This window comes from Saccharicrinis fermentans DSM 9555 = JCM 21142, assembly GCF_000517085.1.
Lineage (GTDB): Bacteria > Bacteroidota > Bacteroidia > Bacteroidales > Marinilabiliaceae > Saccharicrinis > Saccharicrinis fermentans.
This window is the reverse complement of record NZ_KI912107.1, coordinates 762,208-786,429: the sequence shown is the minus strand read 5'-3', so window position 1 is coordinate 786,429 and position 24,222 is coordinate 762,208. Positions and strand designations below refer to the sequence as shown.

General features: G+C 36.9%; 17 protein-coding genes. 7 read left to right on the top strand and 10 right to left on the bottom strand.

The genetic code is table 11. From position 1 onward, the window contains the following. Positions 1-93: 93 nt before the first annotated feature. The 4 genes from CYTFE_RS0103395 to CYTFE_RS0103380 all read right to left on the bottom strand — a co-directional run bounded on the left by CYTFE_RS0103395 (position 94) and on the right by CYTFE_RS0103380 (position 4,273). Positions 94-975, bottom strand: a complete 882-nt coding sequence (locus CYTFE_RS0103395) for a DUF3078 domain-containing protein (protein WP_027470661.1) — start codon at positions 973-975, stop codon at positions 94-96. A gap of 123 nt (positions 976-1,098) precedes the next feature. Further along, entirely contained in the window at positions 1,099-1,914 is an 816-nt protein-coding gene (locus CYTFE_RS0103390; protein ID WP_027470660.1) for a mechanosensitive ion channel family protein, read from the bottom strand. A 190-nt stretch (positions 1,915-2,104) separates the two neighbouring features. Further along, complete coding sequence (locus tag CYTFE_RS0103385; RefSeq protein ID WP_161636224.1) at positions 2,105-3,100, bottom strand: GntR family transcriptional regulator; 996 nt, start codon at positions 3,098-3,100, stop codon at positions 2,105-2,107. A gap of 87 nt (positions 3,101-3,187) precedes the next feature. Then, positions 3,188-4,273: an N-acetylmuramoyl-L-alanine amidase family protein gene (locus tag CYTFE_RS0103380; protein WP_044262538.1), complete on the bottom strand. Its 1,086-nt coding sequence runs from the start codon at positions 4,271-4,273 to the stop codon at positions 3,188-3,190. A gap of 370 nt (positions 4,274-4,643) precedes the next feature. Between CYTFE_RS0103380 and CYTFE_RS24800 the strand changes: the two genes are divergently transcribed. Both CYTFE_RS24800 and CYTFE_RS0103370 read left to right on the top strand, forming a co-directional pair. Then, positions 4,644-7,493 carry a putative LPS assembly protein LptD gene (locus tag CYTFE_RS24800; RefSeq protein ID WP_154665615.1) on the top strand — a complete coding sequence of 950 codons (2,850 nt, stop codon included), beginning with the start codon at positions 4,644-4,646 and terminating at the stop codon, positions 7,491-7,493. Positions 7,494-7,671: 178 nt separating this feature from the next. Next, positions 7,672-8,049: a RidA family protein gene (locus CYTFE_RS0103370; protein ID WP_027470657.1), complete on the top strand. Its 378-nt coding sequence runs from the start codon at positions 7,672-7,674 to the stop codon at positions 8,047-8,049. A gap of 64 nt (positions 8,050-8,113) precedes the next feature. On the opposite strand, the gene CYTFE_RS0103365 is transcribed toward CYTFE_RS0103370, so the two are convergent. Next, positions 8,114-9,892, bottom strand: coding sequence for an SLC13 family permease (locus CYTFE_RS0103365; protein WP_027470656.1), 1,779 nt, complete (start codon positions 9,890-9,892; stop codon positions 8,114-8,116). A gap of 469 nt (positions 9,893-10,361) precedes the next feature. On the opposite strand from CYTFE_RS0103365, the gene CYTFE_RS24795 reads away from it, so the two are divergent. From CYTFE_RS24795 to CYTFE_RS24790, 3 genes are all read left to right on the top strand, one after another. Continuing rightward, positions 10,362-11,192 (top strand): sensor histidine kinase, encoded by an 831-nt coding sequence (locus tag CYTFE_RS24795; RefSeq protein WP_052522101.1) that lies wholly within the window; start codon positions 10,362-10,364, stop codon positions 11,190-11,192. Beyond that, positions 11,182-11,904 (top strand): LytR/AlgR family response regulator transcription factor, encoded by a 723-nt coding sequence (locus tag CYTFE_RS0103355; protein ID WP_027470655.1) that lies wholly within the window; start codon positions 11,182-11,184, stop codon positions 11,902-11,904. The genes CYTFE_RS24795 and CYTFE_RS0103355 overlap by 11 nt, the downstream gene beginning before the upstream one ends. Before the next feature lie 434 nt (positions 11,905-12,338). Then, positions 12,339-14,759, top strand: coding sequence for a biotin/lipoyl-containing protein (locus CYTFE_RS24790; RefSeq protein WP_081735900.1), 2,421 nt, complete (start codon positions 12,339-12,341; stop codon positions 14,757-14,759). A 313-nt stretch (positions 14,760-15,072) separates the two neighbouring features. Here the strand turns inward: CYTFE_RS24790 and CYTFE_RS24785 are convergent, their stop codons facing one another. Both CYTFE_RS24785 and CYTFE_RS0103340 read right to left on the bottom strand, forming a co-directional pair. Then, positions 15,073-15,627, bottom strand: coding sequence for an FKBP-type peptidyl-prolyl cis-trans isomerase (locus CYTFE_RS24785; protein WP_244880307.1), 555 nt, complete (start codon positions 15,625-15,627; stop codon positions 15,073-15,075). Beyond that, positions 15,617-16,642: a DHH family phosphoesterase gene (locus tag CYTFE_RS0103340; RefSeq protein ID WP_044212271.1), complete on the bottom strand. Its 1,026-nt coding sequence runs from the start codon at positions 16,640-16,642 to the stop codon at positions 15,617-15,619. Before CYTFE_RS0103340 ends, CYTFE_RS24785 begins: the two co-directional genes overlap by 11 nt. 274 nt (positions 16,643-16,916) lie before the next feature. Between CYTFE_RS0103340 and ndk the strand changes: the two genes are divergently transcribed. Both ndk and CYTFE_RS28305 read left to right on the top strand, forming a co-directional pair. Continuing rightward, on the top strand, positions 16,917-17,336 hold the full coding sequence (gene ndk, locus CYTFE_RS0103335) for a nucleoside-diphosphate kinase (RefSeq protein WP_027470653.1): 420 nt from the start codon (positions 16,917-16,919) through the stop codon (positions 17,334-17,336). 658 nt (positions 17,337-17,994) lie between these two features. Continuing rightward, the gene (locus CYTFE_RS28305) at positions 17,995-19,653 is read left to right on the top strand and encodes an ATP-binding protein (RefSeq protein ID WP_027470652.1); all 1,659 of its coding nucleotides are present in this window, start codon (positions 17,995-17,997) and stop codon (positions 19,651-19,653) included. A 153-nt stretch (positions 19,654-19,806) separates the two neighbouring features. On the opposite strand, the gene CYTFE_RS24775 is transcribed toward CYTFE_RS28305, so the two are convergent. From CYTFE_RS24775 to CYTFE_RS0103315, 3 genes are all read right to left on the bottom strand, one after another. Then, on the bottom strand, positions 19,807-20,676 hold the full coding sequence (locus CYTFE_RS24775) for a 3-keto-disaccharide hydrolase (RefSeq protein WP_052342963.1): 870 nt from the start codon (positions 20,674-20,676) through the stop codon (positions 19,807-19,809). 312 nt (positions 20,677-20,988) lie between these two features. Then, a complete protein-coding gene (locus CYTFE_RS0103320; protein ID WP_027470651.1) occupies positions 20,989-22,152 on the bottom strand; it encodes a WD40 repeat domain-containing protein in 1,164 nt (387 codons plus the stop codon). Between the two features lie 244 nt (positions 22,153-22,396). Beyond that, positions 22,397-24,217: an ABC transporter ATP-binding protein gene (locus CYTFE_RS0103315; RefSeq protein ID WP_027470650.1), complete on the bottom strand. Its 1,821-nt coding sequence runs from the start codon at positions 24,215-24,217 to the stop codon at positions 22,397-22,399. Between the last annotated feature and the right edge of the window lie 5 nt (positions 24,218-24,222).

Below are 24,222 nucleotides of genomic sequence, written 5' to 3'. Positions count from 1 at the left end.
ACAAGTTAATAAAAAAGCCCGGAAACTATGCTCCGGGCTTTTTATTAAAAATTAGATTCAAAACTTAATATATTTTCTGATGCACCTTTAGGGTTAAAACGAATAAGTCAATCCTGCACCAAACAATTGTTTTACCTGAACCTTAGGTCCTTTACTCTCTCCTTGGTCATCGACGTAACTTACATCATCATCGTAAAGAATATTTGTCTTAAATACTGCACTTAAAAATTTATTTACTTTCATATCAAAACCAAACTCCCAATCCACATCCACATTTTGTGCACTCTCATAATTGGAAAAAAGATCCAGGCGAGTATAGCCATTAACATTCTTAATCAAGTCTTTCTTTTGTGCCAACAGCTTAATAGAAGCACCATATTCACTTCTGGTACTTTCTCCAGCTTCCACTCCAAAAGCTCCCTCATTGGACAGAGAATCGTTTAACACAAATGTTATTTTAGAGGCAATAGGAGAAATAAACATGGAAAAGTTTTCAGAAGGCTTGTAATCCATACCCAATGAAAACTGCAAATAACCCGGAGCCATCCACTCCGAAATTTTAGTAGCCTGTACCAAAGGGTCCTTATACCCCACCGCAAATTGAGTTTTAAAATCTGCCATACCTGAATAAAACCAATGATTTCCATTTTCGTAACCCAATTTAGTAGTAAACTGGAATCTATCCTCCGATTTAGCCATTTTATAATCTCCGGTTTTGGTAATTCCATACCCCACATCCAAGGTATTATCCCAGGCCAATTTTCCTTTCTTATGATTTAAATATCCTTTAAACAAAAAAGTGGCAGCCACTGAGTTATTTCCTCCACCGGCCCAGTTAGTCAGCGAAACCTGCGAGAAGTTCAAGGAAGTAGTAGCTCCTGACTTCCAATATTGAATAGAATCATTTTTTACCTCCTGTGCCCAAGAGACCATGGTAATAAAGCATAAAAATACAATTAGAATACACTTTCTCATCTTTATCGTTTAGTTTAATTTATAATTGTTTGACTAAAAGCATCTTGTCCCAATCCAGTATACAAAAAACGAGCTTTAATCGACAAATGCAATTAAAGCCCGCGAAACTGTATAAAATATCACTTATTCCTTAAACAAATGCACATCTGTTTGTGGGAAAGGAATGGAAACACCTTGCTTGTCGAATTCTTTTTTAACATTTTCGTTCATATAAAAAAACAAACTCCAATAATCTGGCGATTTAACCCATACTCGAGTGGTAAGGTTAACAGAGCTATCCGCCAACTCTCCTACTGCTATAAACGGAGCAGGATCGGCAAGCGCCTTGCCGCTTGCATCAATTACATCGGCAATGATTTTCTTCGCTTTATCAATATCATCTCCATAACCAATACCAAAAGAAAAATCTACTCTACGTGTCGGTTCTTGTGAAAAATTAATTAAGCTACTGGTTGCTAATCCTCCGTTGGGTATATAAATATTTCTGTTATCCAAAGTCTTTAGTTTAGTCACAAAAATTTGTATCTCATCCACCACGCCAGCATAGCCTTGGGCCTCAATAAAGTCACCTTTTTTAAACGGTTTCAGTATCAACAACATAACACCCCCTGCAAAATTCTGGAGGGTACCTGAAAGAGCCATTCCAACGGCTAAACCAGCGGCTGCCAATATAGCCACAAAAGAAGTCATTTCAATACCCACCATTGTCATCACGCTGATAATCAACATAATTTTCAACAAGCTATTAAGTAGCCCAATTAAAAAAGGTTGAAGTGTTTCATCAAAACCCTTCTTTTCAAACATCTTCTTCATGACATTGGTAATCTTTCCAATGATCCAAAAACCAATAATAAGCGTTAATATTGCCAGTACGAGTTGACCTCCATACGTAATAATAACATCCTTCGATTCAGTAAAAAATTCCATTACTTTTTCCATTATCCACTAATTATTTACATTTAACAAAACTTGCTGCAAAACCACCTGTAAGACAATACAACAATGAATTTAACAATTTAAGCATGATCAATAAAGTAACTCCATATTAGCATCATGCTTAACAGCAAATAACTTACATAAATATGACAATGTCAATAGGAATTTTTTTAAAAAAAGTTCAATTCAAGGTTTACAATGAGTTTCGCAAAATCATCTCGGTTGGTATAAACTCGCGTATTTTATTTCCACTCATAATAAAATCTGCCATTTTAGTCCCTATTTTATCAAAATCAGTTGAGATAACAGTGATCCCCTCTTTTATATATTTTTTTGTAGGTGTTTCATTATATGATATAATACCTATATCGGTTCCCGTTGAGTAGTTCAACTCCTGTGCAAAATCCAATATTTTTGCCATCACCCTATCACTCACTGTAAAATACAATTCACCTCGTTGAACAACTATATCCTTCACTTTGTATATTATCTCATAATCAAAATGATGATCTACACAAAATGCTTCAAATGCACTAATGGTTTGAATAGGATGATTGGTAAATTCCGGATAAATAAAAACCAACTTCTTATATTTCTTTAATCGTTCCTGTATCAAAACCATATTGTCATAAACCGGGTCTCCAAAATCCTGTCCCAGGAACGAACATTGTTCAGGCACATTGATGCTCCAATCAATACACAACAACTTGGAAGGGTCAATTTTAGTTACGGCACTCTTTACCTTTTTATCATCAAAATTCATGATAATATAATGGCTGTATTTACCAATCGCATTTAAAACAATATCTTCAAAAACCCTGGGATTGTAATGATGAAAATGCACATCTACATTATAACTACTTGGTAAGGCGTTTCTAAAAGCACCATACAGCACTTCCTTATAAGCTTTAAAGGTATCTAAAAATAAAAATACATTTTGCGTGGCACTGGCCACATAATATCCTTTATTAGGTACCGACTCAATTAATTTACGGTTTTTAAGTTCGGTATAAGCCTTAAATACTGTATCTCTTGACAAACCGCATTCTTTGCACAACTCATTAACCGAAGGCAACATATCACCCACATCGAGCAACTTACTTTTTACCGCATCTTCGAAGGAGCGCACTAACTGCAAAAACTTTGGTACGCTTGAATTATTATTTACTTTAGGAATAAAGTTACTCATGGTTATCATTTTTTTCATTACCGGCCTAGCCATTCACATGTACCCGATGCCCCCACACCAGATAAGAGTTGTTCATTACCCCATGCGTTATTCCTTTGATTTTTTTCGTGCTTCCGAGAGAGGGATACGTTTTCCATCTTCAAAAGCAATTACAAAGCAATCTTTAATTTTCTTTTTTACTTCGGCATTTATTTTACGTATCTCATCAAAACTACTTGCTTTACCAATGGCATACTTATACATATTTCCATCCTGGTACTCAAACACATCATCAAATTTCCTATAAATAGAGGTCCCTTGTTTAATCTTCTTTTTGCTAGACGCCACTTGTATTCGATATACAATTTCTGATGATTTTTCCTCAGCAACCATCTTCTCGGCGGGCATATCCAGATTATTCTTGGCATCGAATTGTTCCTTATAAGCTCTAAAGGCACGAAAAATTCCAGAAGCCAATAAGGCTTGACCTTCATTAGACGACAAATACTTTTCCTCGTTGGAGTTACTCAAAAAACCTAATTCTACCAGAACACCGGGCATAGCCGTCTCACGCAAAACCAGAAAACCAGCTTGCTTAACACCTCTATTTCTCCGGCCCACTCTTTTACTAAATTGCTCTTGTACCAATCGAGCCAGTTCCAAACTCTGATCAAGGTAGATATTCTGATATAACTCAAATATAATGTATGATTCGGCCAGACTAGGGTCAAAATCTTCGTAGGTTGTAGTATAGTCATCTTCCAAAACAATCACCGAGTTTTCTTTTTTGGCAACCTCCAGGTTATCATCTGTCCTATGTAAGCCTAAAGCAAAAGTCTCTGTACCTGTAATCTTAGGATTACTAATATAGTTCGCGTGTATAGAAATAAATAAGTCGGCGTCTGATTTGTTAGCAATGGCCGCTCTTTCGTTCAAGGGTATAAACACATCTGTTTTACGCGTATAAACCACATCCACTTCAGGTAAATACTTCTCGATATAATTGCCTAGCTTCAACGCAACGGCCAATACAATATCTTTTTCTTTCGAATACTTACCATGCGCTCCCGGGTCCTTTCCTCCATGACCAGCATCAATCACAACTTTTTTCAGCTTTCCGGTTGATTGTGCCTTCACTCCTTCCACACAGGTCCAAAATAATATAGTAAATACGGCAATTGTCAATAACTTCATTGTCATTCCTCGTTTTATTCGCACTTTAATACTAACAGAATCGTCAAAAATAGCTTTAATTAATATATTATCACTTTAGGCCCATCAATAAATTTAGTAATTATATAAACGAATACGTATTTTTCGCTTTATTTATTCACAAAAATAATGAATGATAAAAAAAACACGCAATAAATACCGTCAAAACAATCGGGTCATGTAAGCATCCGAAAGAACGATTCTTTTAAGTTGATTGGCTGTTTTATGGTATCATTTTTGTTTCGTCTCAAACTGTTTTAACGAAAACCTTTGAAAACATTGTTAAGGTGCATCGCTTATTTTATAAAATAAACCAATGGTGTCACCAATTTTTATTTATTTTTGTGCCAATTTGAATCACAAAATCGCTATTTCATTGACTGTTACTAAACACAAACTATATCATGGCATGAAGCCATGCCTGCGGACTTCGTCAATCTTACTGACGGTCTGTTTCTTATATCAGTTATCCTTTGCCCAGAGTAATGGCGATCGGGCATTGGCTGTTCGGGATAGTATTCCTCCATCGGCCAGAGAGCTTGAGCTTGTTCAACAACCGGACAGTTTAACAGCGACTTCAGACTCCATCAAAAAGAGCCATCATAGCGAAGGCCTTGGCATTGATGCCGAAGTAAAATACACTGCCAAAGATTCTATTATATTACACAATGGAAATATTGCAAAAGGAGAATCAAGAAAAGTTTATTTATTTGGTGATGCAGAAGTTAAATACCAAGACATTACTTTAACAGCTGCCTGTATAGAACTAGATTTGGACAGCAGCTTAACCTATGCCTATGGCCTCGAAGATTCCACAGGGGTAGTTACAGGATTACCCGTTTTTACGGATCGACAGGGATCGTACGAAATGAAAACCATCAAATATAACTTTAAAAGTGAAAAAGCGCTTATTGAACATGTGGTAACTGAGCAAGGCGAAGGATATGTGGTGAGTAGTCTGGCAAAGAAATCACCCGATGATTCTTTCTCCATAAAAAACGGTCACTACAGCACCTGTGATAACCATGAGCATCCTCACTTTTACCTTAACATGACCAAGGCCAAAGTTATTCCTGGCAAAAAAATCATTACCGGCCCTGCCTATCTGGTGATTGAAGACATACCTATATATCCCATTGGTATACCTTTCGGATTTGTTCCATCCACATCCAGTTATAGCTCGGGTATTATTATGCCATCCTATGGTCAAGAACAAACCCGGGGTATTTTCTTACGTGACGGGGGATACTATTGGGCAGCCAGTGATTATTTTGATGTGGCAGTGACCGGCGACTTATATGCCAACAGCTCCTGGGGTGCACGTTTTGCTTCTAAATATAAGAAACGCTACGCATACAGTGGCAGCTTTAATTTAAACTATATTGTAAATGTAACCAGCGAAAAGGATTTACCTGATTACAGTAAATCAAAGGATTTTTCACTCACATGGTCCCATAGACAAGATACCAAGGCCAATCCATACCAGACTTTTTCTGCCAGCGTTAACTACTCCAGTAGTTCTTACGACAGAAATAACGTAAGTAGCATCATCAACGCCAACCTTTTAGCAACCAACACCAAGCGATCAAGTATATCGTACAGCCGACGATTCCCCAACGCAGGTATAAACTTCTCTGCAAACCTATTGGCATCACAAAACACCAGTGATACTACTGTTAGCTTTACATCGCCGGACTTAACACTTACCTTGAACCGCATCTTTCCTTTCAAGAGAAAAGATAAGGTCGGAAGTCAGGATGCATGGTATGAAAAACTCAGTTTGTCCTATACCGGGAATGTAAAAAATTATATTAGTGCAAAAGAATATGAAATTGGAGACAAAGCATTTCCAAGCGAATGGCAAAATGGGCTGAAGCATAGCGTTCCCGTATCTTTGAATTTAAAGATGTTAAAATATTTTACCCTAACACCATCCTTTAATTACACAGAAAGATGGTATACAAAATCCATTACAAAAGAATGGGACGAGGATTCCGAAAGCGTTGTCAATGCCGATACTACAACAGGTTTTAAAAGGGTATATGACTATAGTTATTCTGTAAGCACTTCCACTAAATTCTATGCATTCTTTACTCCCTGGAAAAAATTATTTGGAGATAAAGTAAGTAAAATCAGACATGTAATGACGCCCTCGGCCAGCTTATCATACCGACCAGATTTTGGAGAGGAAAAATATGGCTATTACGATTGGTTTGAATATTATAATCCTGATCAGGATTCTATTATCCGATATGATTATTCTCTTTACGACGGCGCCTTATATGGGACTCCAGGAAGAGGAAAGTCGGGTTCCTTGGGGCTATCACTAGGTAACACCCTTGAAATGAAGGTGAAAAGTGATCGTGACACCACCGGATTCAAGAAAATAAAAATATTAGAAGGACTTAATTTTTCAACCTCTCACAACTTTATGGCCGACTCTTTAAAATGGTCCAAAGTTAATATGAGTGGACGAACAAAAATTTTAGGAACAAGCATTAACTTCGGCGCCACCTTTGACCCTTACGCCCTGGACACCAGTGCTACAGGATCGCCCATTCGTATCAACACATCTCATTACAAAGCAACAGGTAAGCCATTACGTTTAGAATCTGCCAATCTTAACTTCGGTGTTTCAATTGGATCTGAGAAAATTAAAAAATGGCTCGAAAAACGCAGAGGAGAATCGAACCCAGAAGAAGAGGAGGAAGCGGAATTTCCAGAAGACGAAGATATGATCAACCCACTGGATAGAATCGACAAAGTAGAAGATGCTTTTGCAGACACCAGGGGTACAGATAGAGGCAGTTCACAAATTGCGGATGACGGATACACCAAATTCGAGTTTCCATGGAACTTATCTTTAAACTATAGTTTTAGAATGGTTAATGGAGATTTTGACAAGCAAAAGATGGCTTATAAACGTAAAGTTACCTCAGATATAAATCTGAATGGAGACTTCTCATTAACGCCCAAATGGAAATTCTCATTTTCATCGGGCTACAACTTCGACACCAAAGAAATATCACATACAAACCTTAGAATATCACGAGATTTACATTGCTGGGGCATGAGCTTTAACTTAGTTCCGGTTGGGGCATACAAATCATACTTTTTCTCCATTAACGTAAACTCCTCCATTCTTCAGGATTTAAAATACGAAAAACGCAGTAGTGCGAGAGACAACGCTAGCTACTATTAAGATATTAAAAACAGAAATGTATTTTCACATCGAAACACAATTCTATTGTATAAACGCTTACAAAAAAAGAAGATAAATTTAACATATAAAACTGACATGGCCAGCGCAAACAATTGGACACACAAGTGAATGATTAAAACCTGTACTGGCTAATAAAGTTTCGCTAATTTTTACTCACATGAAAAAAATTATCAACACAGAAAACGCACCTGCTGCCATTGGACCATACAGTCAAGCTGTTGAAGTAAATGGAATGTTGTATATATCCGGACAAGTCCCCATTAATCCCTCAACAGGAAAAGTTGAAGCGGAGGATATAACAGCACAAACTGAGCAAGTGATGCGTAATATCGACGCCATTTTAACGCAAGCAGGATATTCTTTTTCGGATGTCATTAAGTCAACTTGTTTATTGGCAGACATGGATGATTTTAAAGCAATGAACGAGGTCTATGGAAGATACTACAAAGAAAATCCTCCAGCCCGGGCAGCTTTTGCAGTCAAAGCACTCCCCCTCGGTGTAAAAGTAGAAATCGAAACCATTGCAGCTAAATAATAGCTGCAACTTTCTGCTCTATCTACCACAACCAGACCAAAGAAAGCAGCTATCAACAGCCACTTCAAAAATACATATAATTTAAAATAACAATAGTAACGACCATATAAATGATTGTCAGTGGCCAGCCTATTTTAAAAAAATCCTTAAAATTATAACCTCCAGGTCCGTACACCATCAAGTTGGTTTGGTAACCAATGGGAGTCAAAAAGTTAGCTGCAGCAGCAAAAGAAACCACTAAAGCAAAAGGCAAGGGATTCAGACCCAAGGTATGGGCAGCAGTCAAAGAAATAGGGAATACAATAGCCACTGCTGCCTTATTCGTAATATAAGCAGCCAATAATGTTGTAATCAGATATATACCTGTTAATACTGCTATTTTCCCCAAGGGAAAGAATATGGAGATCAAGACATCAGCCACCATATCGGCTACTCCTGTTTTAATCATTGCCGTACCTAACGCCAAGGATAAAGCAATAATAACAGCCAAGTTATAATCTATATTCTTAGGAAGATCCTTAGCACTCACCACTTTCAAAATATTAATCACAACCAACACAACCAACAGTCCCATAAAAAGAGGGATCAGATTCAATGCTGATAAAAAGATAGCCAACAGAGTGCCCCCAAATAAAGTCCATATTTTATACCGTTCAGGCTTACGCACTTCTTTCACCTTAGAAATAAGATAAAAATCGATATCATCCTGAGAACGAGACATAAAATCATCACCTGCCAAAAGAAGAATCACATCACCGGCCTTCAACTTCACCTCTTCAAGCTTACCAATAACACGCTCTCCATTACGATGCATTGCCAGGAGCACAGAATCATATTTACCCCTGAAATTAACTTCCTTAACCTGTTTAGAGATGAGTGATGAATTGTGTGAGATAACAATCTCAACAACATCTGCTCTCTTGAGTTTACTCATCATTCCTACCGTAGGCAAAGTAAGTCCACTCCCATCCGACAATAAATTCGCTATTTCCTCTGACTCTCCGGCAAATCGTAATAAGTCACCTGCTTCCAGCACAAAATCCTTATCAAAAACCTGTAAGGTATACTTACCTCTCATCACTTCGGCCAAAAACAATCCTCGTTCATTTGAAAAACCACATTCCTCCACTGTCTTACCGATTAGCTTAGAGGATTTTCGGACCACAGCTTCCACCATATATTTACGTTCAGATTCAGTAATTTCCTGATTAAGAGGATTTCTATCAGGCAATAATTTATGCGCAAAAAAGAAAAGATATAAAAAACCAATAATCAACATTGGAAAACCTACCCAAAAGAAATCGAACATATGCAAGGGTTCCATATCCGGAAAAATGGTTTGATCAATGACCATCCCATTAACAATTAAATTGGTTGAGGTACCTATCAAAGTCACACAACCTCCAAGAATAGCAGCATATGACAAAGGCAGAAGAAGTTTCGATGGGGAAATATTATTACGCTTGCTCCAATTATGCACATAAGGCATCATCACGGCTACCAAGGGAGTGTTGTTCAGAAAGGCAGAAAAACCACCTATCCAAAACATAATACGCGACAAGAACCCCCTATACCCACTGGTTCTGGGAAAGATTCTGCTAAAAAATATTTCAATAACAGATATTTGCCGTATGGCATCGCCTAACAATAACAGCATCATGATGACTGCAATTTGCTCATTGGCAAAACCTGCCAATATCTCACTAGGCGTTAAAACACCAAAAAAACCCAATACCATTACTGCTACAAAAAAAGTAAAAGCAGCTCCTAAAAGCTCTTTATATAGCGATATTAAGATAAATACTAGGACGACAAATACAATGATTACATCAAAATGCTGCATAAGGAATTAAAAATTTCTCCAATGACCCACAAAAATAGAAAATTCCTTACAAATGTATGTCTCTATACAAGCTAATTTGTCCACAAGTACAAAGTATTAGTATATTGGCTGTTTTTCAAAGAATATATATATACAAAAAACAACCGCTTGAAGAATAAATTTACCTGTTGATAGCACAAATTAGCCAGTACCCCGAAAAATTAATATTTTTATGCTTAAAAATAAAAAAGTGGTCAAAAAAAATATAAATATCTACATTGTACTAATCCACACCTTATTTTGGCTCCTGTTATTTTCCAGCCCATTATTGTTCATTTTCGACTTTAATTTGGCGATGGTACCTATCAAACAGTTTGCCATCATAAACACACTTATAATCAGTATTTTTTATATAAATTTTTCAGGACTTGTCCCTCTATTTCTTTTTAAGAAAAGATTTTTTTTATATTTCGCATCACTTGTCATCCTATTGGCATTCGTTTTATTTTTCATCAAATCCATAGGAGTCAATCCTCTTACAGGTAATCACACAATACTGCTTGAATCATTCAACACCATAAATGAGAAAGAGCATACACACACCTATCTGCATATAAACGAAAGAGGAAACATATTTTTAGTAATTGCATTGGCATTGATCGGAATCGGTACAAGCATCAAGGTAACCGCCAGTTGGCTAAATAATGAAAAAGAAAAAAACGAGATTAAAAAAGAAAAATTAAACGCTGAATTATCCTACCTTAAATCACAGATAGATCCGCATTTTTTCTTTAACACACTCAACAATATTTACTCTCTGGCACAATTAAAGTCAGACAAAACACCGCAAATTATATTAAAACTATCGGAGCTAATGCGTTATAATATATATGAAGCGAATAAAGAAAAGGTATTTTTAAAGGATGAGATCAACTACGTCCAAAATTTTATAGATTTACAGCGAATACGACTGGCCAAAAGTGTTGACATTGATTATTACGTAAGAGGAAAGATAGGTGACAAAAAAATAGAACCGCTCATTTTTTTACCTTTTATAGAAAATGCCTTTAAACATGGCATCGATTATACCAATAGTTGTTCCATCGATATTGAAATATCTATTGAAGAACAGGAAATAACCTTGCTGGTAATTAACAGTACACTTAGTCGTAAAGAAAAAATAGCCCAACAATCGGGTTTTGGATTAAGAAACATAAAGAAGAGACTGGAACTTTTGTATAAAAATCAATATACATTAGACATCAGCGAAAATGAAAATAAATTCATGGTAAAACTAACATTATATTTAAATGACCATTAACTGTATTATAGTTGACGATGAACCTTTAGCCCAGGATTTAATAGAAAACTATGTTTCTAAAATTCCGTTCTTAATATTAAAGGCCAAATGCAGCTCTGCATTTGAAGCCTTTGACTGTCTGCGCAAATACGATATAAACCTGGTATTTTTAGACATTCACATGCCCAACGTAACGGGTCTTGATTTCATCAAAAGTATTGAGACGAAACCCATGTTTATATTTACAACAGCATACTCAGAACATGCCATTGAAGCATTTGACCTGAATGCGATAGATTACTTGGTTAAACCCATCCCTTTCGACCGTTTTTTAAAGGCGGCCAACAAAGCTATTAACTACCATTCTCTCAAAAACCAAAGCTCCTTGGCAGAAGCTACAGCCAAATTAGAAGTACAAAAGCAAGATTATTTTTTCATCAAAGTAGACTATAAAGAGCGAAAAATAAATTTTGCAGACATTTTGTACATTGAAGGACTCAAAGATTACATAAAAATTCACCTGATGAGCTCCTCCAAACCCATTGTAACACACAACTCCCTCAAAAACATATTACTTACCATACAAGACCATGGCTTTGTGCGCGTGCACAAATCGTTTATTGTTTCTATTCATCACATAAAATCAATCACTAAAAACCGAATTGTTATAAACGACCAGTGGATTCCAATTGGGGAAATATACAAAGAAGAGTTCTTAAATAAAATCAAGTAAATAAAGCAAACAACTAAAAATAAGCTCACTACCCTCATTTTCTATCGGCCTTTATATGCAAGCCCACAAGGAGTGATTCCCCCTAATACATTTTAATTACAGTAAAATTAAGTGATGCCTTTAAACGAAAACTCTGTGAATAATTATTAATTGTTGTTAACAATGATCTTTCCAGAAAAAAAAGGCTATACATAAAAAAAATTCAAATACTTTTCTTGGTGCGAAGAGCCATAAAACACGACAAAAATCAGGTTTTTCCGAACTTTAAAGCAAATATCTTTAAAGGCAGTGTAATATTAAAGAAAAATTTCTTTATTACAAAAAAGCATGTTATAAAATAGGTATAATACCTACCAAATAAAGGTTGCAAACAAGTAGTAATATATTAATTTTGTGTCAAAATAATTCAGTAATAACCGTAGCAAACCAAAAACATGTCAAAGAAATTATTGATACGAGACCTAACACTCAGAGATGGTCAGCAGTCGTTATTTGCAACCAGAATGCGACAAGAGCAAATTGATCGCGTTTTACCTTTTTACAAGGATGCGAACTTTTATGCAATGGAAGTTTGGGGTGGAGCCGTACCAGACTCTGTAATGCGTTACTTAAACGAGAACCCATGGACACGTCTTCAGTCCATCAAAAAAGCCGTAGGAGACGTCAGCAAGCTTACTGCACTTTCACGCGGAAGAAACTTATTTGGATATACGCCATATACCAATGACATCATTGATGGTTTTTGTAAAAATGCAATTAGTTCTGGGTTAGGTATTATGCGTATTTTTGATGCGCTCAACGATATCAACAATGTAAAATCCACCATTAAATATGTAAAAGAACACGGTGGTATTGCAGACTGTGCTGTTTGTTACACCATTGATCCAGATTACAAGACTGCTTCAACTTCACAAGACGAAAAATCACTACCTAAGCCAGTATTTACAGACGAATATTTTGTAAACAAGGCCAAAGAACTTGAGAAGTTAGGAGCTGATATGATCACGATCAAAGATATGAGTGGTTTAATTCCTCCAATGCGCGTTACAAAATTAGTGAGTGAGTTCAAAAAAGCGGTTCAAGTACCTGTTGATTTTCACACACACTGTACGCCAGGCTATGGACTAGCAGCTGTATTATCTGCTATCATAGCAGGTGCTGATGTGGTAGATACTAACATCTGGAACTTTGCTGGTGGACCAGCTGCTCCTGCCATTGAATTAATATACCTATTCACAAAAAAATTAGGTATTGAAATGGATGTAAACATGGAAGCGGTTGCTAAAATCAACAAAGAATTATATAATATACGCCAAGAATTAGCGGATGTGGACGCTGGTAAAAACTACCCAAATCCATTTAATCCTCTCACAGACACACTTCCTGCAGAAATTGAAGCCGAATTTGACAAGGCGATTAAAAATGCCAAAGAAGGTGATGAACAAGAATTAGTACGTTCTTGCCATGCCATTGAAGCTTATTTTAATTTCCCTAAACCAAATGAATTGGTTAAAAATGCGCAGATACCTGGAGGAATGTATACCAACATGGTTGCACAGTTGAAGGCTCTTAAATCAGAAGATATTCTGGAAGACGCCATGAAACTGATTCCTCAAGTACGTTTAGACGCAGGTTTACCTCCATTGGTAACTCCCACTAGTCAGATCGTAGGTGCTCAGGCAGTAAACTGTGCCATGGACACTAAAAAAGGAAGTGCGATGTATACCAACGTATCTAACCAGTTTATTAGTCTGGTTAAAGGTGAGTATGGTGAAACACCTATTCCTGTGGATCCAGACTTCCGTGAAAAAATATGTGGACACAAAGATGAACGTCCGTTTGATACTTCTACTTATAAAATGCAGCCAAACCCTGTATTAGATGAATTTGGAGGCGTTAAACTAGCCGAAAACGAAGAAGAAGTGTTATTGCTTGAATTATTCCCAATGGTAGCCAAAAACTACCTGAAAGGTGTTAAGAAAGCTGCATGGGAAGCCAAACAAGCCAACAATCCAGCAACAAAAGAAGCTAGCTCTGAAGCTCCCAAAGCAGTAAAAAAAGTAAGCGGTAAAAAAATTACTGTTCCAATGCCAGGCAGAATTTTACAATATCTTGTAAAACCAGGTGACAAAGTAGAAAAAGATCAGCCAATAGCTATTTTAGAAGCTATGAAAATGGAAAATAGTATTACATCCAATTATGCTGGCTATGTAAATTCTCTGCTTGTAGACGAAGGTGAAACTGTCGCAGCCGACACTGCCATTATGGATATCGTAAGCGAACCTGTAACTCCATCTGCCACTTCTACTACTCCAAATGAAACAGCGAAAGCTGCACAAAAAGCAACAAGACCTGCGAAATCGATTACTGTTCCGATGCCTGGTAAAGTTCTACAATATCTTGTAAAACAAGGTGACAAAATCGAGAAAGATCAGCCTGTTGCCATATTGGAAGCTATGAAGATGGAAAACAGCATCACCTCAAACTATGCTGGATATGTAAACTCTCTAATAGTAGAAGAAGGCGAGACCGTTGCTGCTGACACTGCCATTATGAATGTTGTGGATCAGCCTGTGTCCCCTGCTACCAGTACAGAAAAAGCGGCCCCTAAAGCAGCTCCTAAAGCTACAGGTCCAACAAAAGCGGTTACAGTGCCAATGCCAGGCAAAATCCTTGATATACAAGTAAAACCAGGCGATCAGGTAAACAAAGGTCAAGTTGTTGTTATTCTTGAGGCCATGAAAATGGAAAACAGTATTTCATCTGACTTTGCCGGTACGGTTAACGAAATATTTGTTGAAGTGGGTGATACTGTTGCTGCAGACACCAAAGTACTTGACTTAGTTCAGGGTTAATATACGAATTAATTTATAAGGTAAAGCCACTGCCCATTTGTTTGGTCAGTGGCTTTTTTATGATAACTCGCATTCATATACAGTACAGGATAAGAACTTGAAGTTAAGGATGTTGATGTTAAATTTTGAAGACAAATACAAGTAAAACATAGAAGTTCCCAACAATAAAAATCCATATTCAAGATCTCTCACCTAAAGGATATTTTCCATTTTAAGCGATCTACTTAGCATTTTTGCAAGATAAAAGTTACGAATGCCTTTTTATATGATTATATTTTTCTTTCAATGGTCATACGAAACTCGCCATAATTAATCATCCCCCCGTGTGTGAATCCATTCCCATGGCTCGTTTCAGATCGACCAACTCAACTTTATATAAAAGAGTAGATCTTCCTGGCACTTTATCATCATCGCCCACTAAACCATGTGCCCTATGTGGAGGCATAATAAAAGTTGCCTTAGCTCCCTTACGCAGCAATAAGATCCCTTCCTCTAAACCAGACTCAACACCTCCTTGACCAACCTTAAAAGATTTATAACCCAATGAATCTGACGAATAACAATGCGTTCCATCCAATAGGGAAACATCATAGGCAATTTTAACCACGTCCCCTTTCTGTACCAACTCACCTTCCCCCATCTCTTCAATTTGATACCAAAGGCCAGTCTGAGTTTCCAACATATGATAATCGTTTCTTTCCACGTATTCTTTAATGGCCGAAGCGTCCTGTTCCACCATATATCTATTCACCGAGATAAGCTCCTCAGCAGTTACTTTACGTTTTAATGGTTTATCACTACTTTGCAACTTACATCCACCCATAATAAGTAACGACAGAGCAACAATACTTACGCTTTTATAATTCATTTTTTTTAAATTTCTCATAAAACACAGGTAGTTCAGTTTTAAACTTATCAACAGTTAACTCCAAAGATAATACAGACTCTCCTCCTGCTGCATTACGGTGACCACCTCCAGAGAAATGAGACTCAGAAAACAGATTCACAGGAAAATCGCCTCTTGAACGGAAGGAACATTTTACCTTCCCTTCTTTTTCCATAAAAAAAGCAGAGACATTGATTCCTGCAATACCCAAGGGGTAATTTACAAAACCTTCGGTGTCCCCCGGCTGAAAATCATAGGCTTCCAGTTCTTTACTACTCAAACACATATAAGCTGCTTCTTGTTCAGGCATCAAAACCAATTTACTACCTAAAACATGCCCCAATAATTTCATCCTTGAAAAAGAATTACTATGAAAAACCAACTGATGAATTTTATCTTTGTCAATATTCTTTTCCAACAAACCAGCAACCATTCGATAGGTCTCTGGATTAGATGAATTATAACTCAAAGACCCGGTATCTGTCATAATACCTGTATAAAAACATTCTGCTGCACAACTGTCTACAAAATCATTCCACCCCAAGCTACTAAGTGTTTGGTAGGCTAATTCGCAGGTAGATGATGACGAAGGAACCGAGATCATGACTTCCGCGATTGGGTCAGGGTATGGATGATGATCAATCATAATTTTGGACACATCCAGTTTTCTTATTTCCTCTTCCAGCTTCCCCGTGCGTTTCAAGCAATTAAAATCAACAAACACAAGCAGATCTGCATCATGCAATATTTCTATTGCCTCTTGTGGCTTTTCTTCGAAATTAACAGCCTCATCCGCACCCTTCATCCAGGACAAAAATTTAGGATAGGCGGACGGTGAAACCACATGCACCTTTTTGCCTATATTTTTCAATACATGGAAAATACCCAAAGAGGACCCCATGGCATCACCATCCGGATTCAAATGTGGTATAATAACAATATGCGCAGCATTTTGAATGGTCGTCTTTAAAGAAGACGTATCTATAGTATCTATCATATTCATATTTTCTAGCTTCAAAGATAAATAATACTATCTGATAACAATATAAAGTCCGCGGTATTCTATCAAACCACCCGCTATGATTTTTTAACCAATACATCCTAACGTACAAATTAGATCAAAAATAAGCTCCATCGAATTTTGTCTAACTACAAATTATTACTAATATTAAATGCCAATAGGTGGTTAATGAACTTCTATTAGTCAAATGGGCGTAACCATCAAGCATATACCTTAACAACTTTTTATATCAATCATTAAAAAAGAAGCTATGGCAGGAAATAAAACACTTACAATCATCAAACCCTACGCAGTAAAAAACGGAAATCTAGGAGCTATCTTGCACAAAATTGAAGAATCAGGTTACCGATTTGCAGCCATAAAAACATTAAAGCTTGACAAACACGAAGCTGAAGCATTCTACCAAGAACATAAAGGCAAACCTTTTTTTGATGATTTAACTGATTTTATGTCGTCCGGACCTATTACCGCAGCTATTTTGGAGAAAGAAAATGCGGTTGCTGATTTTCGTTTTTTGATTGGAGCAACCGATCCCAATAACGCAAAAGAAGGTACCATACGTAAGATGTTTGCAACAAGCAAAACGCAAAATGCAATTCACGGTTCAGATAGTGACGAAAGTGCAGACCGAGAATGTGATTTTTTCTTTAGTAAACGCGAAAGATTATAGTAATACAAAAGCAATACAAGACAAAGGTAATGCTAAGGGAATATCAGACCATAGCATGCGCCTAATTAGTGGCTGCAAGAAAACGACCGTTTTTTCAGTCTTTGATAAGAAACGAACATGAATTTTAGCATTCTAAAATACACACAGAAGAATGATTAAAATTCATCGGGAGTTCCATATGACCATTGAAAGACAAATTATAATCATATGAAAGCTTCAAAGACAAGGCTTTCGATATTTTTGAAACCAAGGAGTTTACTGATTGTAAATGACTGTTTCAAAAATGAGAATAACGCAGTATTTGGAGTTTTCTTGCAAAGACTAATTACCTATACTTGTATGCATCCTTCCCGGCTATTTTATATATTAGATAAGGAACAGGCTCTTATGGAAATTTACATAAGAACCTGTTCAAAGATGCCTTCAGCTAAAAAATAAACCATATTATAAAAGATCAATCATTACAAACATATTTGCTTCAAACAAATACCCCTCTTTTATATTGCCCCCTATTCGTCCCCATCCACAATATACCCATACAAACCAACGTGCTTACACCCCACACGTTAAAATCTTATAATTTCACACGCCATACCCTCATTTTTTAATTTTATAAATTAAAATTATTACATTCACTGCTTTTAAAAACGCCCTTGCAATGTCAGATACAAATTCTAATCATGAATTACAACAGCTTGAATGTTTAAAAAAGCATCATTTATCTGTGTTTAACCATATGAAAACAGGTTACATGCAGGTGAAGATCATTAAGAATGTCAATGCAACCAATTTTTATTACATTTTTGAGCTCAATGAGTATATTTATTCCATTTTTGATTCTTCGTCGCAACTAAAAGGGAACATGCTAAATGAGGCGCTACCAAAACTAACCACTGAAATTGGCCCCTTAGTTGACCACGTGATTGAATCAAACACAGATGAAAGCATACAAATTCACCTACCGCATATCAATAAGTACGTGAACGTACAGCTACTCTCCTCTGGTGATAACTTTGTAACACTATTATTTCACGACATCACCCTACAACTGTTAGCTGAGCAAAAGATCAGGGAGCAAACAGAAGAAATACAAGCACAAAACGAAGAGATTCAGGCGCAAAACGAGGAACTCACTGCTACCAACGAGCAACTTTCGGAGAGTTTTGATTACATATATGAAACCAACCTAAAACTAATACAAAAAGAAAAAGAACTCAAAGAAAGTAATCAATTACTCCACATGGTACTTGATCATATACCAGCCCGTGTTTTCTGGAAGAATACCCAATCGAAATACATCGGCTGTAACATTAACTTTGCCAAAGATGCAGGAAGAAGTTCTTATAAGGAAGTAATAGGTAGATACGATCATGAGCTATTTAGAAAAGAGATAGGGAAAAAATATCAGAAAGATGATAAAGCAGTGATGGTTTCTGGCGAGGCTAAACTAAATTATGAAGAACCTCAGATACTAAATAATGGAACAACCAGATGGGTTAGAACCAACAAAATACCCCTTACCGAAGATTCGGGAAAGGTGATTGGGGTTTTGGGAACTTATGAAGATATTACTGAACTAAAGGAAGTCGAAAAAGAACTACTTATTGCCAAAGAAAAGGCCGAAGAATCAGACCGATTAAAAAGTGCTTTCCTGGCCAACATGAGCCACGAGATCAGAACTCCCATGAATGGTATAATTGGATTTAGCGAACTACTAAACAATCCGGACCTAAATGAAAAAGACAGAGCTCATTACACCCGTATTATAAATAATAGTGGCAAACAATTACTAGAAATTGTAAACGATATAATCGATATCTCTAAAATAGAAGCCGGTCAAATCGAACTAAGAAAAACGAATGTTTATATCTTGGAATTGATTCATAAAATTGTTGAATTATACGAAGGCGAAGCAAAAGAGAAACAGATTAACATTCTCATAAATCCCCAATTTGATTGCGAAAACTACGCTATCCATCAAGATTACACCAAATTATTTCAGATATTGGGCAACTTGGTTTCCAATGCCATTAAGTTTACAGAAAAAGGAAATATTACCATTAGCTGTCTATTAAAAAATAGAAAACTGATTGTGCGCGTTTCTGATACCGGCATTGGCATTCCTCAAAATATGCATCACACAATATTTGAGCGATTTAGCCAGGGAGACCAACAAATGAGTAACAAAACCAAGGGTACGGGATTGGGATTGGCTATTTGCAAAGGTTTATTAGAGATAATGGGTGGAGAGATATCTTTGGAATCAGCTATTCAGAAAGGCTCTACCTTTACCATTGAATTACCTCTCAATGAATAGCATTATTTATTTTAAGACTGACATAACATCGGAAGGCCAAAGATCTCATAAAGCGTTAAAAGCAAAAAAAACGCATTAGAAAGTATATTACCAAGCTTTAATACATTTTCCTGCTTTAAACAATAAACCTCCCGGCGAAAAGGACATGTAATTTTACAAAGCGGCTGCTTTTAGAATCCTTTTCGGAAACTTAGTAATAGGTCGAATGCAGATATCCTTTGCATAACACTCTGCGCCTTCAGATTGTATCTGAATTTGCCCAGCAACCAATTTATCTCCGTCCTTTGACGTGCCATCTGTCAAGGCTAAAACAACCACTCCATTGGTTACATGTATGGCCTTATCTCCTATTACATATAAATCAACACGTGTCCATTGTCCATGCGGACTCTCAGCATCAAAAGATCGTTTCCCATTTTTTTGAATACGATCAGAAGTAGGATCCCAACGTTTCTGCTCATTTACTCTAACTTTGGCCTTGGTTCCGGCCAATGTAAACAAATCACCAAAATCTCTTTCTTGAATTTGAAATTCCAGACAGGATTTCCAAACATTCCAAAAGGCTCCATGTTCTCCATGGCAGTGATACAACAAACCACAATCTCTTTGTTTATCAATACGAGGCTCATATTTATTTTCTCCCCACTTAAAAAGCATGGTAAGATGATAGTTGGAATATGATTTAAGAGAAGTAAGCCCGCCAAAAGTCTGTCCTGAGATATGCAAAACATGCTCTCCATTGTCATCTGTACGAACGGTAAATAAATTGAATGGATCACCTAAACCCACTGCTTGCTTATTTTCACCATTGGACTCTTGTTGATAACCTTCGGGCAGATTCTTGATTGATTTATGGGGAACACCCGTCCACACCTCCCAGCTTGTAAGGTCTTTATCCAATAGAACTTTCCAGTCTTTAGATTTAACTTTATTAGCCGGATATTTTACTTTAGGTGTTTTTTGAGCCCTTAAGTTACCTGCTGTAATTACGGCAAAAACCAACAGTAATATTTTTACTTTCATATGATTAAATTTATCTTTCAAAGGCCGTATGGAACCTGCCAGGATCCATCATTCCCTACAAAAAGCATTGTTCTTCACGGTTAATATATGAAAAAACATCCACTTATCAATCCTATTTCCATGACTAACCAACTCTTTTCATACTAAACACAACTGCATGGCTCCTTCTATCTAGTGGCTGCAAGAAAACCAATGTTTTTTCTGTCTTTGATAAAAAAGCTTCAAAGAGAAACCAACTTGGATCGGACCAATTACATCGGCAAGTTGACCCCAACACACAAGAACCTCCCCAAAACCTCATGTTTGAATAATCTAATTTTCTATCAAATCACCAATAATAAAAGTACGCTCCAGCTCCAGATACTCCAAATAATATTTATCCTGCAATTTATTTTTTAGTTTTTCTGCGTTAGTCTGTCGGTCTTTGTATACATCTTTCGCTTCGCCTTTTTTTCTGGGCAGTAAGAGCTTGCTCTCTTCCAATTCTGATGCTATCTTTTTTCCAAAATAAAAATCCACAAATACCTTATCAGGAACGGTCCACTCCATTACATTGCCATCCTTATCGCAAGAATAGAATCCGTTACCCTGACGGTTCCATACCACATCCAATACAGGAGCTTCATGTGCTTCATAAACATGAATCCGCTCACCTGTAGCAATATTAAACAATCCGATGGTATGATCATACGAGGCCATTAAAAGAAACTTACCATTAGGATTAACTGCTATGGAACTAATAGGAAGACTATGCCCCAAGTACATTTTAATAGCTTGACCAGACTCCATATCCCATAGACGAGCATTCCCATCATGAGAAGCCGAAATAATATGCTTATTATTATTTACAAATTCAACGCAAGAAACAGGTCTTGAATGTGCCAGTAATAAATGCTTTCTTTTATCCGCTTGCAAGTTCCACACTTCAATAGACGTATCCAGAGCTCCGGTAACCACCCATTTATGATCATTACTTATCGCCACTGCTATCATATTTTTTTTGTGACCAGTCTCCACCTCTTTCACTGCTTTTAATTGCGAGGCCTCCCAATAACAATACTTTTTATTGTAGGAAGAGGCTACAAAATAGTTTTCATCGGGCGTAATACTCCATGAAGTCATATTGATTAGGGTACCCGTATATATCTTATCAGGCTTTTCGTCACCTATTTTCCATACTTTTACGCTTCGGTCTCCAATGGTATAAAAAACGTCTTCCTCCTTTGAAAATTTCACATCAATAACCGGCTGATAATGCGCTTCAACTTCAAATACTACTTTTTTACTGTTCAAATCATAAACAGACGCCGATTTATTTTCAGCACCCAGTAGCAACATGGTATTAGCTTCATTAACATCAATGGCATTCACCCTACCGTTCCCTTTTTTTAGGAGCTGAACAAAATACTCATCTTCCTGTGCCCAAACTGTTTGTACAGCACACAAAAAAACACATGCTAAAATAAAATATTTCATAGGTTAATATTTTTCTTTCAAAGGTCATATAGAGCGCTTCGCAGCAAATCATCCTCCCAAGTTAGAACAATGCTCTTAGGGCTCATTTTACCTATTTCATCAAATTTTCAAATAAGTTCTTTCCCATCGGCTCCATATAACAATCAAGCCAAACCCACTTACTTCACAGAAACACCATAAAAGAAGATATCTCATTGCCCAAAATAAAGATGCTTAACATCAGTACAACCAGACAATAATAATATTATCTCACTTGGAGTTCATGTAGTTTACTATAAGTACCTCCTTGTGCCAATAATTCCTCATGGCTTCCTTTTTCCACAATTTCTCCCTCACTAAAAACACATATCAAATCCGCATTACGAACCGTTGAAAGTCTATGTGCTATAACTATTGAAGTTCGGGAATTCATTAAATTCTCCAAGGCTTCTTGCACCATCTTTTCCGATTCCGTATCCAAGGCGGATGTAGCCTCATCTAAAATAAGTATATCGGGATTTTTTAACACAGCACGGGCAATACTAATACGCTGTCGTTGGCCACCAGAAAGCTTACCTCCCCTATCCCCGACCAAAGTTTGATAGCCATGTTCGCTAGCTGAAATAAAATCATGGGCATTGGCCACCTTAGCAGCTTTTTCCACTTGTTCGCGGCTTGCATTTCTTACCCCAAAAGCGATATTATTAAAAAAGGTATCATTAAACAAAATGGCTTCCTGATTCACGTTGCCCATTAGCCCTCGCAGGTCATGCACTCTCATATCGCGAATATCGACCCCGTCAATGGTAATACTTCCCTCCTGAATATCATGAAAACGGGGTAACAAGTCAACAAAGGTAGTTTTTCCTGATCCTGACTGTCCTACTAGGGCAACCATTTTACCTTTTTCAATAGATAAAGATACATTTTTAAGAACCCGATGTTCATTATAGCCAAAACTCACGTTCTTATACTCAATAATATTTCGGAACGATTTTACCTTTTTAGCTCCATCCTGCTCCAATATTTTATTATCTGCCAATAAGATTTTGTCGATACGCTCCATGGCAGCCAATCCTTTCTGTATATTAAAAAAGGCAGTAGAAAACTGCTTGGCAGGATTAATAATTTGATAAAATATACCCAAATAAGCTATAAAAGAGGCTCCATCGAAAGTAGAATTTTCACTGGTAGCAATATAAGAACCAAACCAAACCAGTACAACCACCACAATGGTACCCAGGAACTCACTAAGAGGATGCGCCATCACATATCGTCTACGCACCTTATCCATAATTCTTTTATAATCCTCGGCTTCCTTTTCGAAGCGCTCCATCATTCTGTCTTCCGCATTAAAAGCCTTTACAATACGCAGGCCACCAATCGTTTCCTCAATGGTTCCCAAAATACTACCCATCAACGATTGAGACACCCTGGATTTTGTTTTAAGAGACTTACCTGTTTTACCAATCACCCAACCGGCAATAGGCAACATAACAAATACAAAAAGAGTCAATTGAAAACTAATACTAAGCATAAAACCCACCGACACTAAGATGATGATCGGATTCTTTATCAGCATATCCAGCGAAGACATAATAGAATTCTCTACTTCCGTTACATCACCTGTAGCCCTAGCCATCACATCTCCTTTTTTTTCATCAGAATAAAAACCCAAAGGCAAAGCAATTAGTTTAGCAAAAATTTGCATACGCATATCTTTCACCACCCCATTGCGTATGGACACAGTCTGGTGTGAAGCCAGGTAAGAAAAGCTCACTTTTAAAAATGTAGCAAAAAGCAATAACACCCCCACCAATGGCATCACTGCCATAATACCATATTCATTTTTGAACTGTGTCACGAAATAGTAAAAATTATTCACCACGGCATCTTGTGTAAGCTCCCAGGCAACAAGCTCACTCACTTCCTTTGTTTTATCAAAAAGAACTTGAAATATAGGAATGGAAAATAACATGGCTATACTTCCAAAAACAGAATGCAGCACATTAAATACAAAACTCAACACCAAATGGCGTTTATAGGGAGGAATAAATCGTCGTAAAACCTTAAAAAAATCTTTCATTCTTG